Raw genomic sequence first — 14,965 nt, 5'->3', positions numbered from 1 at the left:
GTAAAGATGCTCTCCGATTTTGTGATTTTCATAATTATCTCCGGGATAGAAATATGTTTGATGTGAGAGTCGGTTGAATATCAACCTACTCTCAATACTTGATAAAAAAGAGGGGGGTTAACCGTGGTTAAAGCCAGCAGATTCAATAGCATTACTATTGTGAACAATAGGGTTCTTAGCAAAGAAATCGATGCAACGTTTTAAATCTTCAACTAATAAATCTGCTTGGTCACGGCTGAAACCATGACGTACTAGGATTCGCATAATAGCGAGATCTTCTCGTTTAGGCGGCATTGTGTAAGCCGCAATTTGCCAACCACGTGAACGAATACGATCCGATAAATCAAACAGGTTAAAGCCTGGGTCAATATCTTCTTTTAGAGACCAACTTAATGCTGGAATACCACCACGACCATTGTAAATAATATCGAATAGGCCTAGCTTTTCTATCTCATCAGATAAGTAACGTGCAGTGTCGTAACAGGCATTGTGGATTTTACGGTAGCCTTCTTTACCTAGGCGTAAAAAGTTATAATATTGTGCAACAATCTGTCCACCAGGACGTGAGAAGTTCAATGCGAAACATGGCATATCACCACCTAAGTAATTAACATTAAAGATTAGATCTTCATGTAGAGCACTCGCATCACGCCAAACAATCCAACCCACACCCAAAGGAGCTAAACCAAATTTATGACCTGAAGCATTAATCGATTTAACACGTGGTAAACGGAAATCCCACTCAAGTTCTGGTTCACAGAATGGGGCTAGGAATGCACCACTTGCGCCATCGATATGCATTGGAATATCAAGTCCAGTGTCTTTTTGAAGTTGGTCAAGTGCATCATGAACTTCTTTTACTGGTTCATATTGACAAGTAAAAGTCACACCCAGTGTTGGTACTACGCCAATGGTGTTTTCATCACAACGTTTAATCACTTCTTCAGCTGTCATGATCAGACGATCGCCTTCCATTGGGATTTCACGTAATTCAATATCCCAGTAGCGTGCAAATTTATGCCAACATACCTGAACTGGACCACAAACCATGTTAGGTTTATCAGTTGGTTTACCTAGTGCTTTCATTTTTTCGCGCCAAGCCCATTTAAGTGCCATACCACCTAACATTGCAGCTTCACTAGAGCCCGTTGTTGAACAGCCTAGTGTATTTTCAGCATCTGGTGAATTCCAAAGATCTGCAAGTATGTGTGTACAGCGCGCTTCTATTTCAGCAGTTTGTGGGTACTCATCTTTGTCGATCATATTTTTATCTAGACATTCATCCATTAATTGATGAATTTCATCTTCAACCCATGTTTGGCAAAAGGTAGCTAAATTTTGACGAGAGTTACCATCCATCATTAATTCATCGTGCACTACTTGGTAAGCATGGCGTGGTTCATGCTCATTTTCAGGCATTTTATATTTAGGCATTGATAGTGATAAGTCTTCTGATGCGTAAACATCGTCTAGCATATTATCGCGTACTGTATTTTTGGAATGAAGAGGCATGTATTACTCCAGTTTAATGAAAATTGTATTGTTTAATCATTCATAATAAAAAGATTAATCGTTATATAATGAATAGTTTGTTGTATGTATCTGTTGATAAAGGTTGTCGTTATCTTGCTGTCTGAACATGTTGTGAATATTATCAATGAAAACCGTAGGGCGTTAATCGCTTAAGAAGGATCTAACCCTTCAAATAGGTTGGGGTTATAACCTATTTGAATCAGCCATCTGAGGCACAGTCGAGCGCTATCTCAGATACTTACAACTAAAGGATTTATGCTGTTTTAGGTTGATGAATACACTAGTTTTTCGTTGTTTGTTATGAGTGTTATTATGTGGGAGGGCTTATTAATTCGGTGATATATACTGGTAGCTAATTGTTCATTGATGAATGTTTTTTATAACGACAGAATAAGGATTTCTGAGGTGTTATTTTAATAAAGATTAGATAAAGGGCTGGCTATTTTTATGATTAAATCGCTACGCGTTGAAGAGCTTAAAACTGAGGGTTTTATACTTTTCAATTATTATCCCCTCAGTTTATTCAAGAAATTTGTCTACAAAGTTGATAAAACGTTCTCTTTATTTTTAAATATTCTGTTTATCGGATTTAGACTAATACCTGCATTTTGGGAAACATTCTTTTAATCGTTTCCCCTCCTTTTAAAGAGTACTAAAAAATCAGTTTATAATGGTTCCGAGCTTAATTCGTAATAATAGAGTATTAGAAACGGTAGCCTAAATTTAAGGTGGCAGAGCTTCGTGTTTCACCTTTATTCAGCAGTAAAGTCGCATTGTAACTTTTGCCAATTTGTTTGTTGAAACCCACTAGAAATGCCCATTTATTAAGGTTTACACCCACATCATAAGAAAAGGTTTCACCGTTAATGTCGATGCCTTCCAGCTCACCTGTAAATCGCGGTTTTAAGCCTTGGTACTCTGCACCAATGAATAATTGTGTACGGTAATTAACTAGTTGATACCCTAACATGGGTTGGATTGATAAAATGCCATCACCCCAAGTATTCGTGCCTTTTAGTCTCGTTTGAGAATATGTGGCGGAGACGGATGCAAAGTATTCTTGATAACCGACGGAAAGGGTAGTGCCAAGCCCTAACACATCATACTCGAGATGAATCGGTACTCCGATTTTTGTTTGATTACACAAGGCTGAAATTTCATCGCAAAAAGCATCCCCTAATCCAGTCAATTTATCGTTAAGTTTGTCTTTAATACCTTGGCCAATAGATCCGGTATATTGGGCATCGATATTTGCATCAACATTAATTTTTCCAAGTAACGCATAGACATTCCAAAACGGTAGAATATTAAGGTCGCCACGCACTGTTAAACTTTCTGCGGTCACCGACGCAGTTGAACCCGCTGCATTAAATATGGCATTTAAGTCTGCCCCCATGACATTAAAGTCTGTAAATCCAAAATTCATATTTTGGCTACGAGAGGCGATTGAAATACCATAAGCTTTAGGAATATCAATCCCTTTACGACGCACCATATCACCCATTATCGGGAAGAAATCATGCACAGTGACTTGTTTGTCTCGCATTCGAGGGTCAGATACTTGCTTTAAATAAGCTTCATTAAGTACGTTGATTTCACCATCTTCATCATAATAAGAGATAGGTGTTATTGTCATTGCTAACGTAAAATCTGATGTTCGCTTAAATTTTCCTTTGGCCTCAATGTGTTTTTTTTCCGTGATTATTTTGCCTGTTTGCAATGTTTTGAAGGTTATTTTTTGCTGATAATGGTCAACGTTATAATCGCCATATTTAAATGGTTGTGAGTTACTGATTACCATGCTGACCGGCTGTTTATCTTTTACGATGATCTTTACATTCATAAAACGAAAATAAGCGATCTCTTGCGGTAGTCCATATTTAGAATAATTGAAACTGATTTCAGTATGCTCTGCATCAAGCTTTTTGGCTTCGACCGAAGTAGGGTCATAGCTTTGTGCGTAATCGCGCAGTTGATATTCAGTACGGGTAATCTTTTCAATTTCGGTGATGACATCTTCACTTTCAGCAAGCTTAGCTTCATCATACTTAATGCGTAAATTTATATTACCTTTCGTATCTGTCGTTTGAATAATAAATATCTCTGATTCACGTACTTCATTGCCTACTTGAATGCGACGATTGACATGCTCAACTAATTGCTCTCCTTTGGTTAAAGAGCTTAAGCCAAGCCTTGGGATATCGTCATTAATACCGTGCTGTATAAAAATAGCCTCGCCCTCTGTGACTGAAGCCGCCATCGCATGATTAAACATTGCGATGACCAATAGGAACCCAATATGAACTGACGGTTTAACTCCTTTCTTTATTTGTGCGGTAAAGTTTTTCATTTTTTATTTCACTCACTTAGTCAATCTTAATAACGTCTTTGATTTATGTAATGAGTGAATTTTATTGAGAAAAAGGGGATTGGGTTAATCGCTTATGATGGATGGCATCCTCAATTATTTAAACAGGTGCTGATTAGTTTACTTGATAGAGTTTGTTGTAAAAGTAGGTCACTGCTAAACAAATATAAAATAGTGGGATCATAAGTAAAGAGCTTTCAACTTGGTAACTTGGGGTGAGTTGCAGTGCCCCCATGGTTAATATCACGAGGAAGTTACCACCTAATAATCGAAGTGGTGCTAATGATGGTGTGCTACAGCCTTTCCATATAAAAAAGGCGTTAAGTGCGTAGAGCCCTGCAAGTTGCCATATTTCAGTGAGTGTAGGCATCAAGAATACATATTGTGCAGTAAATATTATACATCCAGCTACCATGGCTAACGCAGAAAGATTGACAACCTTATTTGAATGTTCTGCCAATACATTCGCATAAATAGAGGCAATCAATGGCATAATATAGCCACCCGGTATTGGGAAATATATCCACATGATTAAACATGTCACGAGAACGCTTACTGCTTTAAACACATTCTTTAGACGTTGTCTTAACGGTATATTAAAGTGGTTTTGCACATTTAATGTTACATGATCCTTCTTGTTTTCATAGGTGTACCATTGCTGTAGTTCAGTGTAACTACTTTTGGGAGATAGCAAGCTTTCTGAAAATAAGGATACGCCTTTATCAAGATCTGATTCATCTATATTTTTACCTTGTGTTTTATCCTGCAATAATGAATTAAGTTTTTCTATGCTATTAAGTGAGAATCTCCAATACTTTCTTTCATGCGCAAGCCTTGGGCTATCGAGCAAAGGAAGATTTAACATTTCATGTAACTTTTGTAATTGCTCTAAGAGTTCAGGGTTTTGATCTACTACCAAAGTGTCTTGTTCTTCAGAATTATTGCCTTGAAGTGCTATTGTCTTTTTTATCTTGTGAGTAACGCTTGAAAATAGGTCAAAAAAGATATCTTCGGTCTTTATTGGCCAGATAAAACGGAAAATAAAACTGTAGGAAAGCACGCCAAGCAGTGTTTCTTGAATGCGTAATATTGCTAAACTAAAGGAATAATCGCCATTAAATCCTCCAGAACAAGCGACGATAACATTTACTGTAAATGCCATGGTAAAGGCATATCCAAACTTTTTGTGTGACGACATAAAAACACAAAACGCCAAAAAAAGAGTGTAGAAAGTAATAAATAAAATATAATTTTGTGCAAAACTGCCTAGCAAGAATATCGCATAAACACTACCCACTAAAGTGCCGAGAATACGGTTTCTGCTTTTAGCTATTGCATGAGAATAACTCTCTGTTGCTGCTATCATAAACACGGTAATAACTGCCCAATAGGCTTTATCCCACCCCAACCAAAATGCAGCTGTAATGGACAGTGCGACTGCTAACCCAACCTTAATTGCTTCTTTAGTCGATTGATGCAACATAATGATAGCCTTAATTAAACGTTTTTTGTTGTTTGGTAATTTGCACTGACGCCGTCATACCAACACGTAATTGGATCTCTTTGGGCACATTATTGAGTTTGATTTTTACTGGGATTCTCTGTGCTAAACGGATCCATTGAAAGTTTGGATTTACAGTCGGAAGCAGGTCGTTGCCTGTGCTTCCATCTAGTTTAGCAATACCAAAACCAATGCTGAGAACCTTACCAGATAGTGTGTATTTGTCGTTCATCAACAGCGTCACATACGCTTTATCATTCGCAGCAACCCCCTGTAGATCATTTTCTTTAAAGAAGCCTTCAATCCAAAAACTATTCTCATCAATTAAAGCAACAACGGGTTGATTTGCGATGACTTGAGCACCAATACGTAAATTTAAATTAGTAATGTAGCCATCTACAGGTGCATACACTTTTGTAAAATCTAAGTTTAATTCGACGGCTTGTTGATTTGCGGTGGCTGCATCTCGGTTTGCTGTAGCTGTTTCTACGGCAACTGCTAAGTTATTGAGTGTTAATGCTGGTACTGCTCCGGGTGTTAATTTTTCTAAGCGTACTGCTCTTGTTTGTTCATTTTTAGCCTTAGCGACCAATGCGTTGGTTTGATTTACAGCTGCGATGGCTTGGTTTAAATTTGCTCTATACATTCTGTCATCAATTTCAAATAATAATTCGCCTTGTTTTACGTGTGAATTGTCATCGATATGGATGGCTGATACTTGACCTGTAACACGCGGGGTTATTTTTACAATTGACGCGCGTACTTGTGCATCCCGAGTCCAGGGATTGATGTTGTCGTTTTGATAGAAGGAGTACAACGATCCCCCTGCGAGTAAAACAAGAATGAATGTGTTTAAGTAACGTCTGCGCATTTTTTGTCCTTTAAATAATAATTAAGCGGCCAATGAGGCCTGTGAAAATAATAAGTAAACTCAATTCTGCAATCGCAGGAACGGCAATATATTTGTAGAAATCAAACCTGACACTAATTGCACTAACAATACTGGTCAGCAGGTAAGCTAACGCGACCACCAGTAATAAGGGGGGGATATAAATCTCACCAAATATGAGTTCGTGGGGGATAGAGTTAGTCACTATATTTTACCTAGTCATTATTGTGCCGTCACAATATAGAAGGATAAGCGATGTCGGAAATCGCTTATGATGGATCTTATCCATCAAGCCTTGATAGATACTTAAGGGAGTGTTGTTCTTTTCTGTACTTCATTTCATCAAATATTTTACAAAGTATGAAACTGATAGTTAATTTGCTTATTGCAATGAGGGTTCGATCCATCATATGTGATTTATGATTATTGCTTTATCCCACTATGATGGCGTTACTTTCTGATGATGGGTTAATACTATTTAGTCCCATTTTTTAAGGTAACTTGATGAAATGATTAAGTTAAGAGGCGTGACAAAACGTACTTTTCCGTCGCCATTTTGTTGTGAATAAAAGATTAATTAAAATTTTGAAGTGATAAAACTATGGATATTGTTCATCAACTATTTAGTGTGTCCCCCTTTATTGCACTATTTATTACGCTTTCACTCGGCTACTTAGTCGGCAAAATTACCATTGGGCGCTTTGTTCTTGGTGGGGTTGCGGGCACATTATTAATAGGCGTGATTATTGGGCAATTTGGTGTCAGTTTCGATCCTGGTATGAAAAGCCTCTTCTTTGCACTGTTTATTTATGCGGTGGGGTATCAAGGAGGTGCACATTTCTTTAACGCTTTCAATGTTAAAACCATCAATATTCTCCTGTCAGCGGTTGTCATGACAGTCACTGGTTTAGTGTGTGTTATTGCGGTTGCTTGGTTATTTGATCTTGATCAAGGCACCGCTGCTGGACTTGCCGCTGGTGGGCTAAGCCAATCTGCCATCATTGGTACTGCGGGCGATGCGATAAGTCAGCTTGACGGGTTAACTACAGAGGCAAAGCAGTTGATGCAAACTCATATGGCGGTCGGTTATGCGGTCACTTATGTGTTTGGTGCATTGGGCCCTATTTTTATGGTGACTTGGATTATTCCGGCTTTCATGAAATGGGATATCCGTGCTGAAGCAATTAAGCTTGCTGGTAAAGTGTCGAACGGTAAAGCAGAGCTTGCACCAGGTGAGGTTAATGCCGTCATTAATTTGGTTTCGCGTGCTTACGAAGTGAATTCAAAAAGTATTGCACTTGGTAAGTCACTCGATGAAATTAACAAACCTACTATTGATGTACGTATTGAATTGATTGAACGTGTTGGCAAAGTGCCAGTAAGTGATGGTCGCCAACGTCTTGAGAAGGGTGATGTGATTATCATCACCGGTCATCAAGATGCGGTGTACCAATTAGAAGATAATATATTTGGAAGTGAAGTCGCTATCCCTGAGGGGTTTGTGGGTATAGAAGAGACTCGCCAGTTAATTGCTAGTCATCGTCAATTTATTGGACAATCACTACAGCAAATAAAAGATTTTTCTAATGAAGGTACTTACCGTGGTATTTACATCACGGATTACTTACGCGAAGGCACGCCTGTTGAAGTTTCCCCGCACTTAATTTTTAAAAAAAATGATGTTATCGCGTTAACGGGCTCAGCTGAAGATATTAACCGTGTTGAAAAAAACATTGGTAAACGGTTGGATTCCGCTTTGACCACCGATTTTTTTATCTTTGGTTTAGGGATGTCGTTAGGGTTATTCATTGGTCTTATTAATTTTAGTATTGCAGGCATTCCCGTCTCGATAGGCACGGGCCCTGGGTGTTTGATAGTCGGCTTAGTGCTCGGATGGCTTCGCCACCACCATTTCAACATTGGTGCATTTCCGATGGTGGCATCTAACTTCATTCGTGATTTTGGCCTTGCTATGTTTGTAGGTATTGTTGGTCTTGAAGCCGGCCCTCAAGCACTTGCTAGCATCAAAGCGCATGGTACCTCACTGTTGTTTTTAGGGGCTATGGTTACGCTTATTCCACAAATTCTCTCTTTCTTCTTCTCATATTATGTATTGAACATTAAAAACCCAATCGAAGCATTAGGTTGTATCGTCGGTGGACGCAGTGCAAATCCTGGTTTTGCTGCTCTGATGGAAAAAGCCGGTAATGCAACACCGGTATTTTCATTCACCGCTACCTATGCGGTGTCCACCATTTTACTCACATTATTAGGGCCTATTATCGTCGCTGTTATTACTGTTAATGCGACTATGTAACGAGCTACTTTATTAGTTATTGGGCATAAAAAGAGAAATTTATGGAAAGTAAACATTATGGCATTACTATTTTAGCGCTATTGCTAACGGCGTGTAGTTCTACGCATACACTTGAAAAACGTGTGACAAAAGAAAATTACAGAGCGGTCTCTATTGAGACTCAACAAGACAAGAAAGCAGAACCGTTTCGAATATGGCCAGATGGAGGTGTCGATTTTTTACTATCTAAGGAAGATAACTCGACCCCGTTAAAGGTCAAAGGGGATAGGTTTAATATTTTAGCGTTATCGGGTGGCGGTGCTAATGGTGCGTATGGCGCGGGCATTATAAATGGCTTGCATGATAGTGGCCGGCTCAATGAATACACGGTAGTAACGGGTATCAGTGCAGGGGCATTGATGGCGCCATTTGTATTTATAGGGGGAGATGAAATATCTCACTTAAAAGCCGTCACTTTAGGAATGGATGACAGTATGGTGCTTGGTAGTGGCAATATTATAAATGCCTTGATTAAGGATGCATTCAGCGACGGTAATGATATGTTCCGTTTTATTGAGCAGGTTTATACTGAGCAAATAATTGAAAAAATGGCTGTAGAACACCGTGCAGGTCGACGTTTATTTATTGGCACATCGCATTTTGATTCTGATGAATTAGTTATTTGGAATATCGGTGCCATTGCACAAAGCGACCTCCCTAATAAAGTACACTTGATTCATCAAGTTCTGACGGCAAGTGCATCTATTCCAGGGGTGTTTCCACCGCAATTTATTGATGTGAATTATCAAGGTGATACATTCGAAGAGTTGCATGTTGATGGTGGTATGTCGGCACAAGTTTTCTTTAAGCCAGGCCATCTTGATTACAGTAAAATCAATATTGCATTGGGATTAACGACCACGCCTAGGGTAGATGTGATACGTAATGGTGTCTTTACTGCGCGATACCATTCAACGCAAGATAAAGGTGTTGAACTGTTAAAAAGAAGTGTCGATTCAATGGTGGTTCAGCAAAGTATGGGTGATTTATATAGGATGTTATATTTTAGTGAAGTAGAACATCTAGATCTCTTTTTTACTCAAATAGAAGAGGATTTTCAAGGAAAAAAATCGACTCAGGATATGTTCGATTTACACTATATGAATGCCTTGTATGAGTATGGTTATGCGAAAGCAATCAGGGGTAATGTATGGAAAGAAGGCTCTCAGAGCATATACCCACGCTAATCAGTCATTCAACGTTCGCAGAATGAATGCGGTGCATTGATAAGTGAACAATGTACACGCTGGATAAGTGAACTAGTTTTTTAGATTCTTAATGATATACTTTGATGTATAACTTTATATTAAAAGAACATGAGAATATGCAGTTTAGCCTCGAACAACTTCAAGCTTTTGTTGCTGTATATGAACAGCTTTCTTTCAGTAAAGCTGCGGTTAAATTAAATAAGCACCGCACAACGATTGGTCAAGTTATCACTAATTTAGAAGACCAATTAGCTGTCGAACTTTTTGAACGTGTTGGCCGTACTGTTAACGTAACAGACGACGGTAAATTTTTGTATCACTATGCGAGACAAACCATAGAGCAGGCACGTGTTTTCGATAAAGCAGCATTGAGTTTATCCTATGGTGGGTTAGAAAATATTACCATAGCCTACCCGAGTATTTTGCCCCAACGCATGCTATCTCAAATACGTATTCAACTTGCGAATGATTTTCCCATGATGCGCGTTAACTTTTTAGTGCGAAATAAAGCCGAGATAAAGCAGGGGATCATGGATAATATTTATCATTTTGGTTTGGTGAATATCCATGAAAGTAGTGCTATGCATAGCTTTGATGCCACTTTTTTGGGCAATTTGGAGTTTCTACCTTTTGTGAAAAAGGGATCTGACTTGGCTGAACTACCAGCGGATGAGGTATTTGCTGCGTTGAAAACATCGCGTCAATTTGTATTAAAGTCATTTATTGATGAGGGACTAAGCGAGAAAATAGTCTTTTCGCCTAACCATGAAGTCATCGATCAACTTACTCTGGTCATCAAATTAGTACAAGAAGGATTGGGCTGGGCGTTATTGCCTAAAGTCCTTACCGAATCAGAATACACCGCGAGTGACGTGGAGCCACTGTTTGCGGATGAAATGAAAAGAGGGGTAAAGTTTGGTATCGCATTATGGTGCCCACACTCAAAACAGATTAAAACGATTAAAAATTCGATTGTAGAAGCAATTGAGCGCTACATTGCACATTTGGACACCATTCAAAACCCTCATTAATCCGCACCTTCAAAGCAATAAATACAGGTATATTTATTGCTTTCTTTTTATTATCGTTTTTTATACTCCTTACTCCACTACCTTTGCATGATTGGTAGGGTTCAGTCCTCTTTCTGTGAGTTAAGCTTTTTCTCTCGCTCCTTTAAAATCAGTGTTATTCATGATTGAGCCTCTTTTTTACTAAGTGTCGCTCATGTATTGCATTAACACTTACTTTTAAAGAGTGCTCAATGAGAAAAAATACGTTATTAAACTCCCTTGCTGTGCTAACGCTGGCATGGAATGCACCCACTTACGCTTCATTTTCAGACCCAACGGATTTGCGCTTTGATATGGGGCATTATATTGCTGAGAATAGTTTTGGTTTTTTACCTGTTCCTATTTTGATAACAGAGCCTGCGGTTGGTATCGGTGGTGGGTTGATGGGGATGTTTATGCATGAAACAGAAGAAGAAAAAGAGAAGCGTAAAACACTCGCGATGAACTCCCTCGATGGTGGGGCCCAGCTAATGCCCGCTGCTATTACACTGGTGGGGGCTGCGGGAACCCAAAATGGTACGTGGCTTGCCTTTGCTGGACACCGGCATTCTTGGCTAAGCGATTCCATTCGTTATACCGGTGGCATCGGCTTAGGTCAGGCTAATTTAGCAATATATAAAGAGTTCTCATTGGGAGGGGCTAGACAAACGTTGCAGTTCGGTACAGAAACAAAGGGTATTGGTATGTTGCAAAAACTACAATTTAGGATCGCACGTACACCTTTAATGCTAGGCATAAAACAAGTCGCAATGAAGAGCTCGGTACATTCAGATAAGAAATGGGTTGATAAACTAATGGGACTTACCTTGGGAAACGATTCTCTTACCTCTGGCATTGGTGTCACCGCCGACTATGATACGCGAAATAATATTTTCTTTCCGACCGAGGGGCATGCTGTCGGTCTTGAATATATGGTCTATGACGAAAATATTGGCAGTGATTCAAATTATCAAAACTTGGTGCTTAATGGTGAAGGGTACATACCCATTGCACAGGATTGGACATTAGCTTTTGCAGGTAACTATCAGGCTTTTAACAGTGAAGATAGTTTTGTTTCACCCACGGCGCAGCCTTACGTGAAATTACGTGGGGTGTCTTCCTACCGTTTTCAAGGGGATAACGTCGTCACTTTACAGTCACAAGTAACCTATGACATTGATCATCGTTGGACGGTATCTGGTTTCTATGGTGTAGGTATGACCCACACAGAAAACCGTTTTGAGTCAGCTAAAGAGGATCGTGTTGATGCCTATGGTGCTGGATTTCGTTATCAAATAGCGCGCCGTTATGGGCTACATATTGGTGTTGATGTGGCTTTTAGTGATGAAGAGCAGGCGTTGTACTTTAATCTTGGTAGTGGCTTTTAATCTCACCGTATCGATACTCTAGATGCGATACTATTGGCGTGAGAATGCGGGTGAAGGTTGTAAGGAGGGCGTGATCCATCAAAAGCGATTGTTGTTATTTCTTATCTCTCTTTATGATGAGCCTATCAACATTAGGCTCATCATTACTATGGAATAACTATTATCATGACTAAGACTTTAATACAGCACTCTTTATTGGCCCTTAGTGTGTCAGTGGTACTCTCTGCTTGTAATAGCGAAGAGGAAACGACCGTTATTCCCTCTGAGCCCTTACCGCTGTTACCCTTACCGCCACAACAAATTACGATAGAATTCGAGCATGCGACATTACGAGCATTACAGGAATCTGTCGTTATCACGACTCAAACGGGTGATGAAAGCTTAGTGGCGATTGAAACCTTTAAAGGTGTTAACTATGCGAGTGCAGATCGCTTTGCACATAGTGTTACCAGTGAATTAGCGGGAAATATTAATGCCACAAAATTTGGTGATGCGTGTCCACAGGTCGTCTCAACGCAGCAAGTGCAATCGGAAGATTGCCTAAACTTAAATATTTGGCGACCAGAAGGTACTTATTCCGGTGATCATTTACCTGTGTATGTTTTTATTCATGGTGGCGATTTTGAGCAGGGTAGCGCATCAGATGCAATCACGCAGGGTGATACCGTCGTCGCACAAGGCATTGATGATGGCAACCCTTTTTTAATGGTGAGCATAAACTACCGTCTGGGTATATTGGGGAGTTTATGGACCGAACAACCTGAAGGTGGCAACTTTGCCATTGGTGATCAAAAAAGGGCACTAGAGTGGATTAACCAACATATCACTGAGTTTGGTGGCAATCCAGCTAATGTCACCGTGATGGGCCAAGGGGCCGGCGCAATGTCAATTGGTATATTACAACAAACCGAAGGGGATGATGTGGTATCGGGGAGTTACATACAACGCGCTATCATGCAAAGTAATCCGTATGGCTTTGATTATCAAAACTATGGGCAAGCTAAAAAAATGGCCAGCAAAATAAATGACTACAGTAGTGAGTTATTTGCGACTGAAGCGCTCGATAGCTTGTCAGTTGATGAAATTATGCAATTACAAAGCAAAGTACTTGATCCAATCGAGCGTATTGGTGCATGGACAGGACTTGATTGCATTGATACTGATAAAATCGACTATGGCGCAACCTGCGTTATCAGCAAAATCTCGAATGAGATAACACCTATCGCGACGTTAATGCCCTTTGCACCTTATGTAGAATATTATAAACCGCTGTTTGGCAGTGCCAACGAAGGTTTACATGTGACCACACAACCGATGGAAACGGCATTGACTATTCCAACCGTACTCGGTGTGAATGCCGATGAAGCCAATACCGTCAGTATGTTGCCAATGTTAACCTTTTTAATTCCGACATTGATTGAATTAATCAGTGAAGATGCTATCAATAACGATGCGTTAGCATCTCAATCTCTACAGGTCAGTACACTGCAACAGTGGTTAGCACAAGAGGACAATGTTGAGCGTTTACAGGATGAGCTATCTGCATTAACCGTGCAAGATGCGAGTACTAAACTGGCCATTGAGGATCTATTAGGCGACTTGCCGAGCAGTGCTTATGAAGCCGTCAGTAAATTATTTTTAGGGTTAGGCAACAGCGAAACTAATAATGAATTATTAGCGTTAACCGACTTTTACCCTAATTCGGAAAGTACCCTCGGTGGTGCTGGCGATAATATGTCGCAATTTAAGTCATTAGTGAATGCAATTGTGTTTGCAGGACCTGCAAGGTTGAAAGCAAAACAGAGTGACGATAATAATGTCCCGGTGAGCTTTTATCATTTTAATTATCGCCCGAGCTTTAATGTTTGGAGCTTTGACAATGAAATAAACCTTGGTATTACAGATTTACTTAAATCCATTAGCTGTATTAGTGGTGCTTGCCATGGTTCAGAGTTGCCTTTCGTGTTTAATAAAGCGTTTAAATTAGATGGTATGAGTGTTCACCCTAGTGACCAAGATAAAACACTCATGAATAAATTATCGCGTGTTTGGTTTAGTGACCAACTGTTCGATAACTACCAATATAGCGAAGCATTAGACAGTGTGATGGTGATTGAAAGCACAGGCAAAATTATGATGCAATATGATTGGGACAGTGCGACTCAATCGGGAATTGACCCTAAATTACGCAATGGCCTATTAAATGGGCTTGAAGATGAAAAGCTATTAATACCTTACTTATACCAATCTAAATAAATACTTGGTCATTCTTGCTGGTTAAATTCCTTTCTAACTTCTTTGTCAATTTTGTAGTTAGAATAACTAGTTAATTGCAATTGACTCCTTGTTATAAATGAATTTTCCTGCGCAATTCTATGACCAATTACTTATCCAGATGGGTATTACAAGGTAGCGAATAATCTCAACAATATGGCAAGTCGGCCAACATTCTTTATGTTGGCCGATTTTGATTTTTAGCTTCGTTTATTTTGACTTGATACTTAGCTAACCTGTCATCTAAGTTACAACTATATTATCAACTACTCATTAGGCTTTATTTCCGACCCATTACGACAAAAATAATCATTCCAACACTTTTACCTATTACTCTCGTTTTTGACTATGCAAACAAACCTCTAGGTCTAAGCGCTGTTTAGGGCTATAAAACCAGTG

The 14,965-nt window shown here is 39.4% G+C and carries 10 protein-coding genes; 5 read left to right on the top strand and 5 right to left on the bottom strand.

Annotated features, from left to right (window positions below):
- Positions 1 to 117: 117 nt before the first annotated feature.
- The 5 genes from A6E06_RS14325 to A6E06_RS14305 all read right to left on the bottom strand — a co-directional run bounded on the left by A6E06_RS14325 (position 118) and on the right by A6E06_RS14305 (position 6,496).
- The gene (locus tag A6E06_RS14325; protein ID WP_065591068.1) at positions 118 to 1,512 is read right to left on the bottom strand and encodes a glutamate decarboxylase; all 1,395 of its coding nucleotides are present in this window, start codon (positions 1,510 to 1,512) and stop codon (positions 118 to 120) included.
- Positions 1,513 to 2,236: 724 nt separating this feature from the next.
- Positions 2,237 to 3,883 (bottom strand): porin family protein, encoded by a 1,647-nt coding sequence (locus A6E06_RS14320; RefSeq protein ID WP_255312100.1) that lies wholly within the window; start codon positions 3,881 to 3,883, stop codon positions 2,237 to 2,239.
- Positions 3,884 to 4,016: 133 nt separating this feature from the next.
- The gene (locus tag A6E06_RS14315) at positions 4,017 to 5,384 is read right to left on the bottom strand and encodes an FUSC family protein (protein ID WP_065591069.1); all 1,368 of its coding nucleotides are present in this window, start codon (positions 5,382 to 5,384) and stop codon (positions 4,017 to 4,019) included.
- A 10-nt stretch (positions 5,385 to 5,394) separates the two neighbouring features.
- The gene (locus A6E06_RS14310; protein WP_065591070.1) at positions 5,395 to 6,273 is read right to left on the bottom strand and encodes an HlyD family secretion protein; all 879 of its coding nucleotides are present in this window, start codon (positions 6,271 to 6,273) and stop codon (positions 5,395 to 5,397) included.
- A gap of 10 nt (positions 6,274 to 6,283) precedes the next feature.
- A complete protein-coding gene (locus tag A6E06_RS14305) occupies positions 6,284 to 6,496 on the bottom strand; it encodes a DUF1656 domain-containing protein (RefSeq protein ID WP_083190343.1) in 213 nt (70 codons plus the stop codon).
- 396 nt (positions 6,497 to 6,892) lie between these two features.
- On the opposite strand from A6E06_RS14305, the gene aspT reads away from it, so the two are divergent.
- From aspT to A6E06_RS14280, 5 genes are all read left to right on the top strand, one after another.
- Complete coding sequence (gene aspT, locus A6E06_RS14300; RefSeq protein ID WP_065591071.1) at positions 6,893 to 8,608, top strand: aspartate-alanine antiporter; 1,716 nt, start codon at positions 6,893 to 6,895, stop codon at positions 8,606 to 8,608.
- Positions 8,609 to 8,649: 41 nt separating this feature from the next.
- A complete protein-coding gene (locus A6E06_RS14295; protein WP_065591072.1) occupies positions 8,650 to 9,834 on the top strand; it encodes a patatin-like phospholipase family protein in 1,185 nt (394 codons plus the stop codon).
- A gap of 137 nt (positions 9,835 to 9,971) precedes the next feature.
- Positions 9,972 to 10,886: a LysR family transcriptional regulator gene (locus A6E06_RS14290; RefSeq protein WP_065591318.1), complete on the top strand. Its 915-nt coding sequence runs from the start codon at positions 9,972 to 9,974 to the stop codon at positions 10,884 to 10,886.
- 230 nt (positions 10,887 to 11,116) lie between these two features.
- Positions 11,117 to 12,292: a BamA/TamA family outer membrane protein gene (locus A6E06_RS14285; protein ID WP_065591073.1), complete on the top strand. Its 1,176-nt coding sequence runs from the start codon at positions 11,117 to 11,119 to the stop codon at positions 12,290 to 12,292.
- Positions 12,293 to 12,457: 165 nt separating this feature from the next.
- A complete protein-coding gene (locus A6E06_RS14280; RefSeq protein WP_065591074.1) occupies positions 12,458 to 14,548 on the top strand; it encodes a carboxylesterase family protein in 2,091 nt (696 codons plus the stop codon).
- Positions 14,549 to 14,965 lie beyond the last annotated feature (417 nt).

Source organism: Aliivibrio sp. 1S175 (assembly GCF_001690985.1).
In the GTDB taxonomy this organism is placed as follows: Bacteria; Pseudomonadota; Gammaproteobacteria; order Enterobacterales; family Vibrionaceae; genus Aliivibrio.
Note: the sequence above shows the minus strand (reverse complement) of the source record. Positions and strands in the feature narration are given on the sequence as shown.

Excerpts from the sequence above, each read along its gene's own strand:
- A6E06_RS14325 (WP_065591068.1), bottom strand. The coding sequence starts at position 1,512 with ATGCCTCTTCATTCCAAAAATACAGTACGCGATAATATGCTAGACGAT.
- A6E06_RS14320 (WP_255312100.1), bottom strand. The coding sequence starts at position 3,883 with ATGAAAAACTTTACCGCACAAATAAAGAAAGGAGTTAAACCGTCAGTT.
- A6E06_RS14315 (WP_065591069.1), bottom strand. The coding sequence starts at position 5,384 with ATGTTGCATCAATCGACTAAAGAAGCAATTAAGGTTGGGTTAGCAGTC.
- A6E06_RS14310 (WP_065591070.1), bottom strand. The coding sequence starts at position 6,273 with ATGCGCAGACGTTACTTAAACACATTCATTCTTGTTTTACTCGCAGGG.
- aspT (WP_065591071.1), top strand. The coding sequence starts at position 6,893 with ATGGATATTGTTCATCAACTATTTAGTGTGTCCCCCTTTATTGCACTA.
- A6E06_RS14295 (WP_065591072.1), top strand. The coding sequence starts at position 8,650 with ATGGAAAGTAAACATTATGGCATTACTATTTTAGCGCTATTGCTAACG.
- A6E06_RS14290 (WP_065591318.1), top strand. The coding sequence starts at position 9,972 with ATGCAGTTTAGCCTCGAACAACTTCAAGCTTTTGTTGCTGTATATGAA.
- A6E06_RS14285 (WP_065591073.1), top strand. The coding sequence starts at position 11,117 with ATGAGAAAAAATACGTTATTAAACTCCCTTGCTGTGCTAACGCTGGCA.
- A6E06_RS14280 (WP_065591074.1), top strand. The coding sequence starts at position 12,458 with ATGACTAAGACTTTAATACAGCACTCTTTATTGGCCCTTAGTGTGTCA.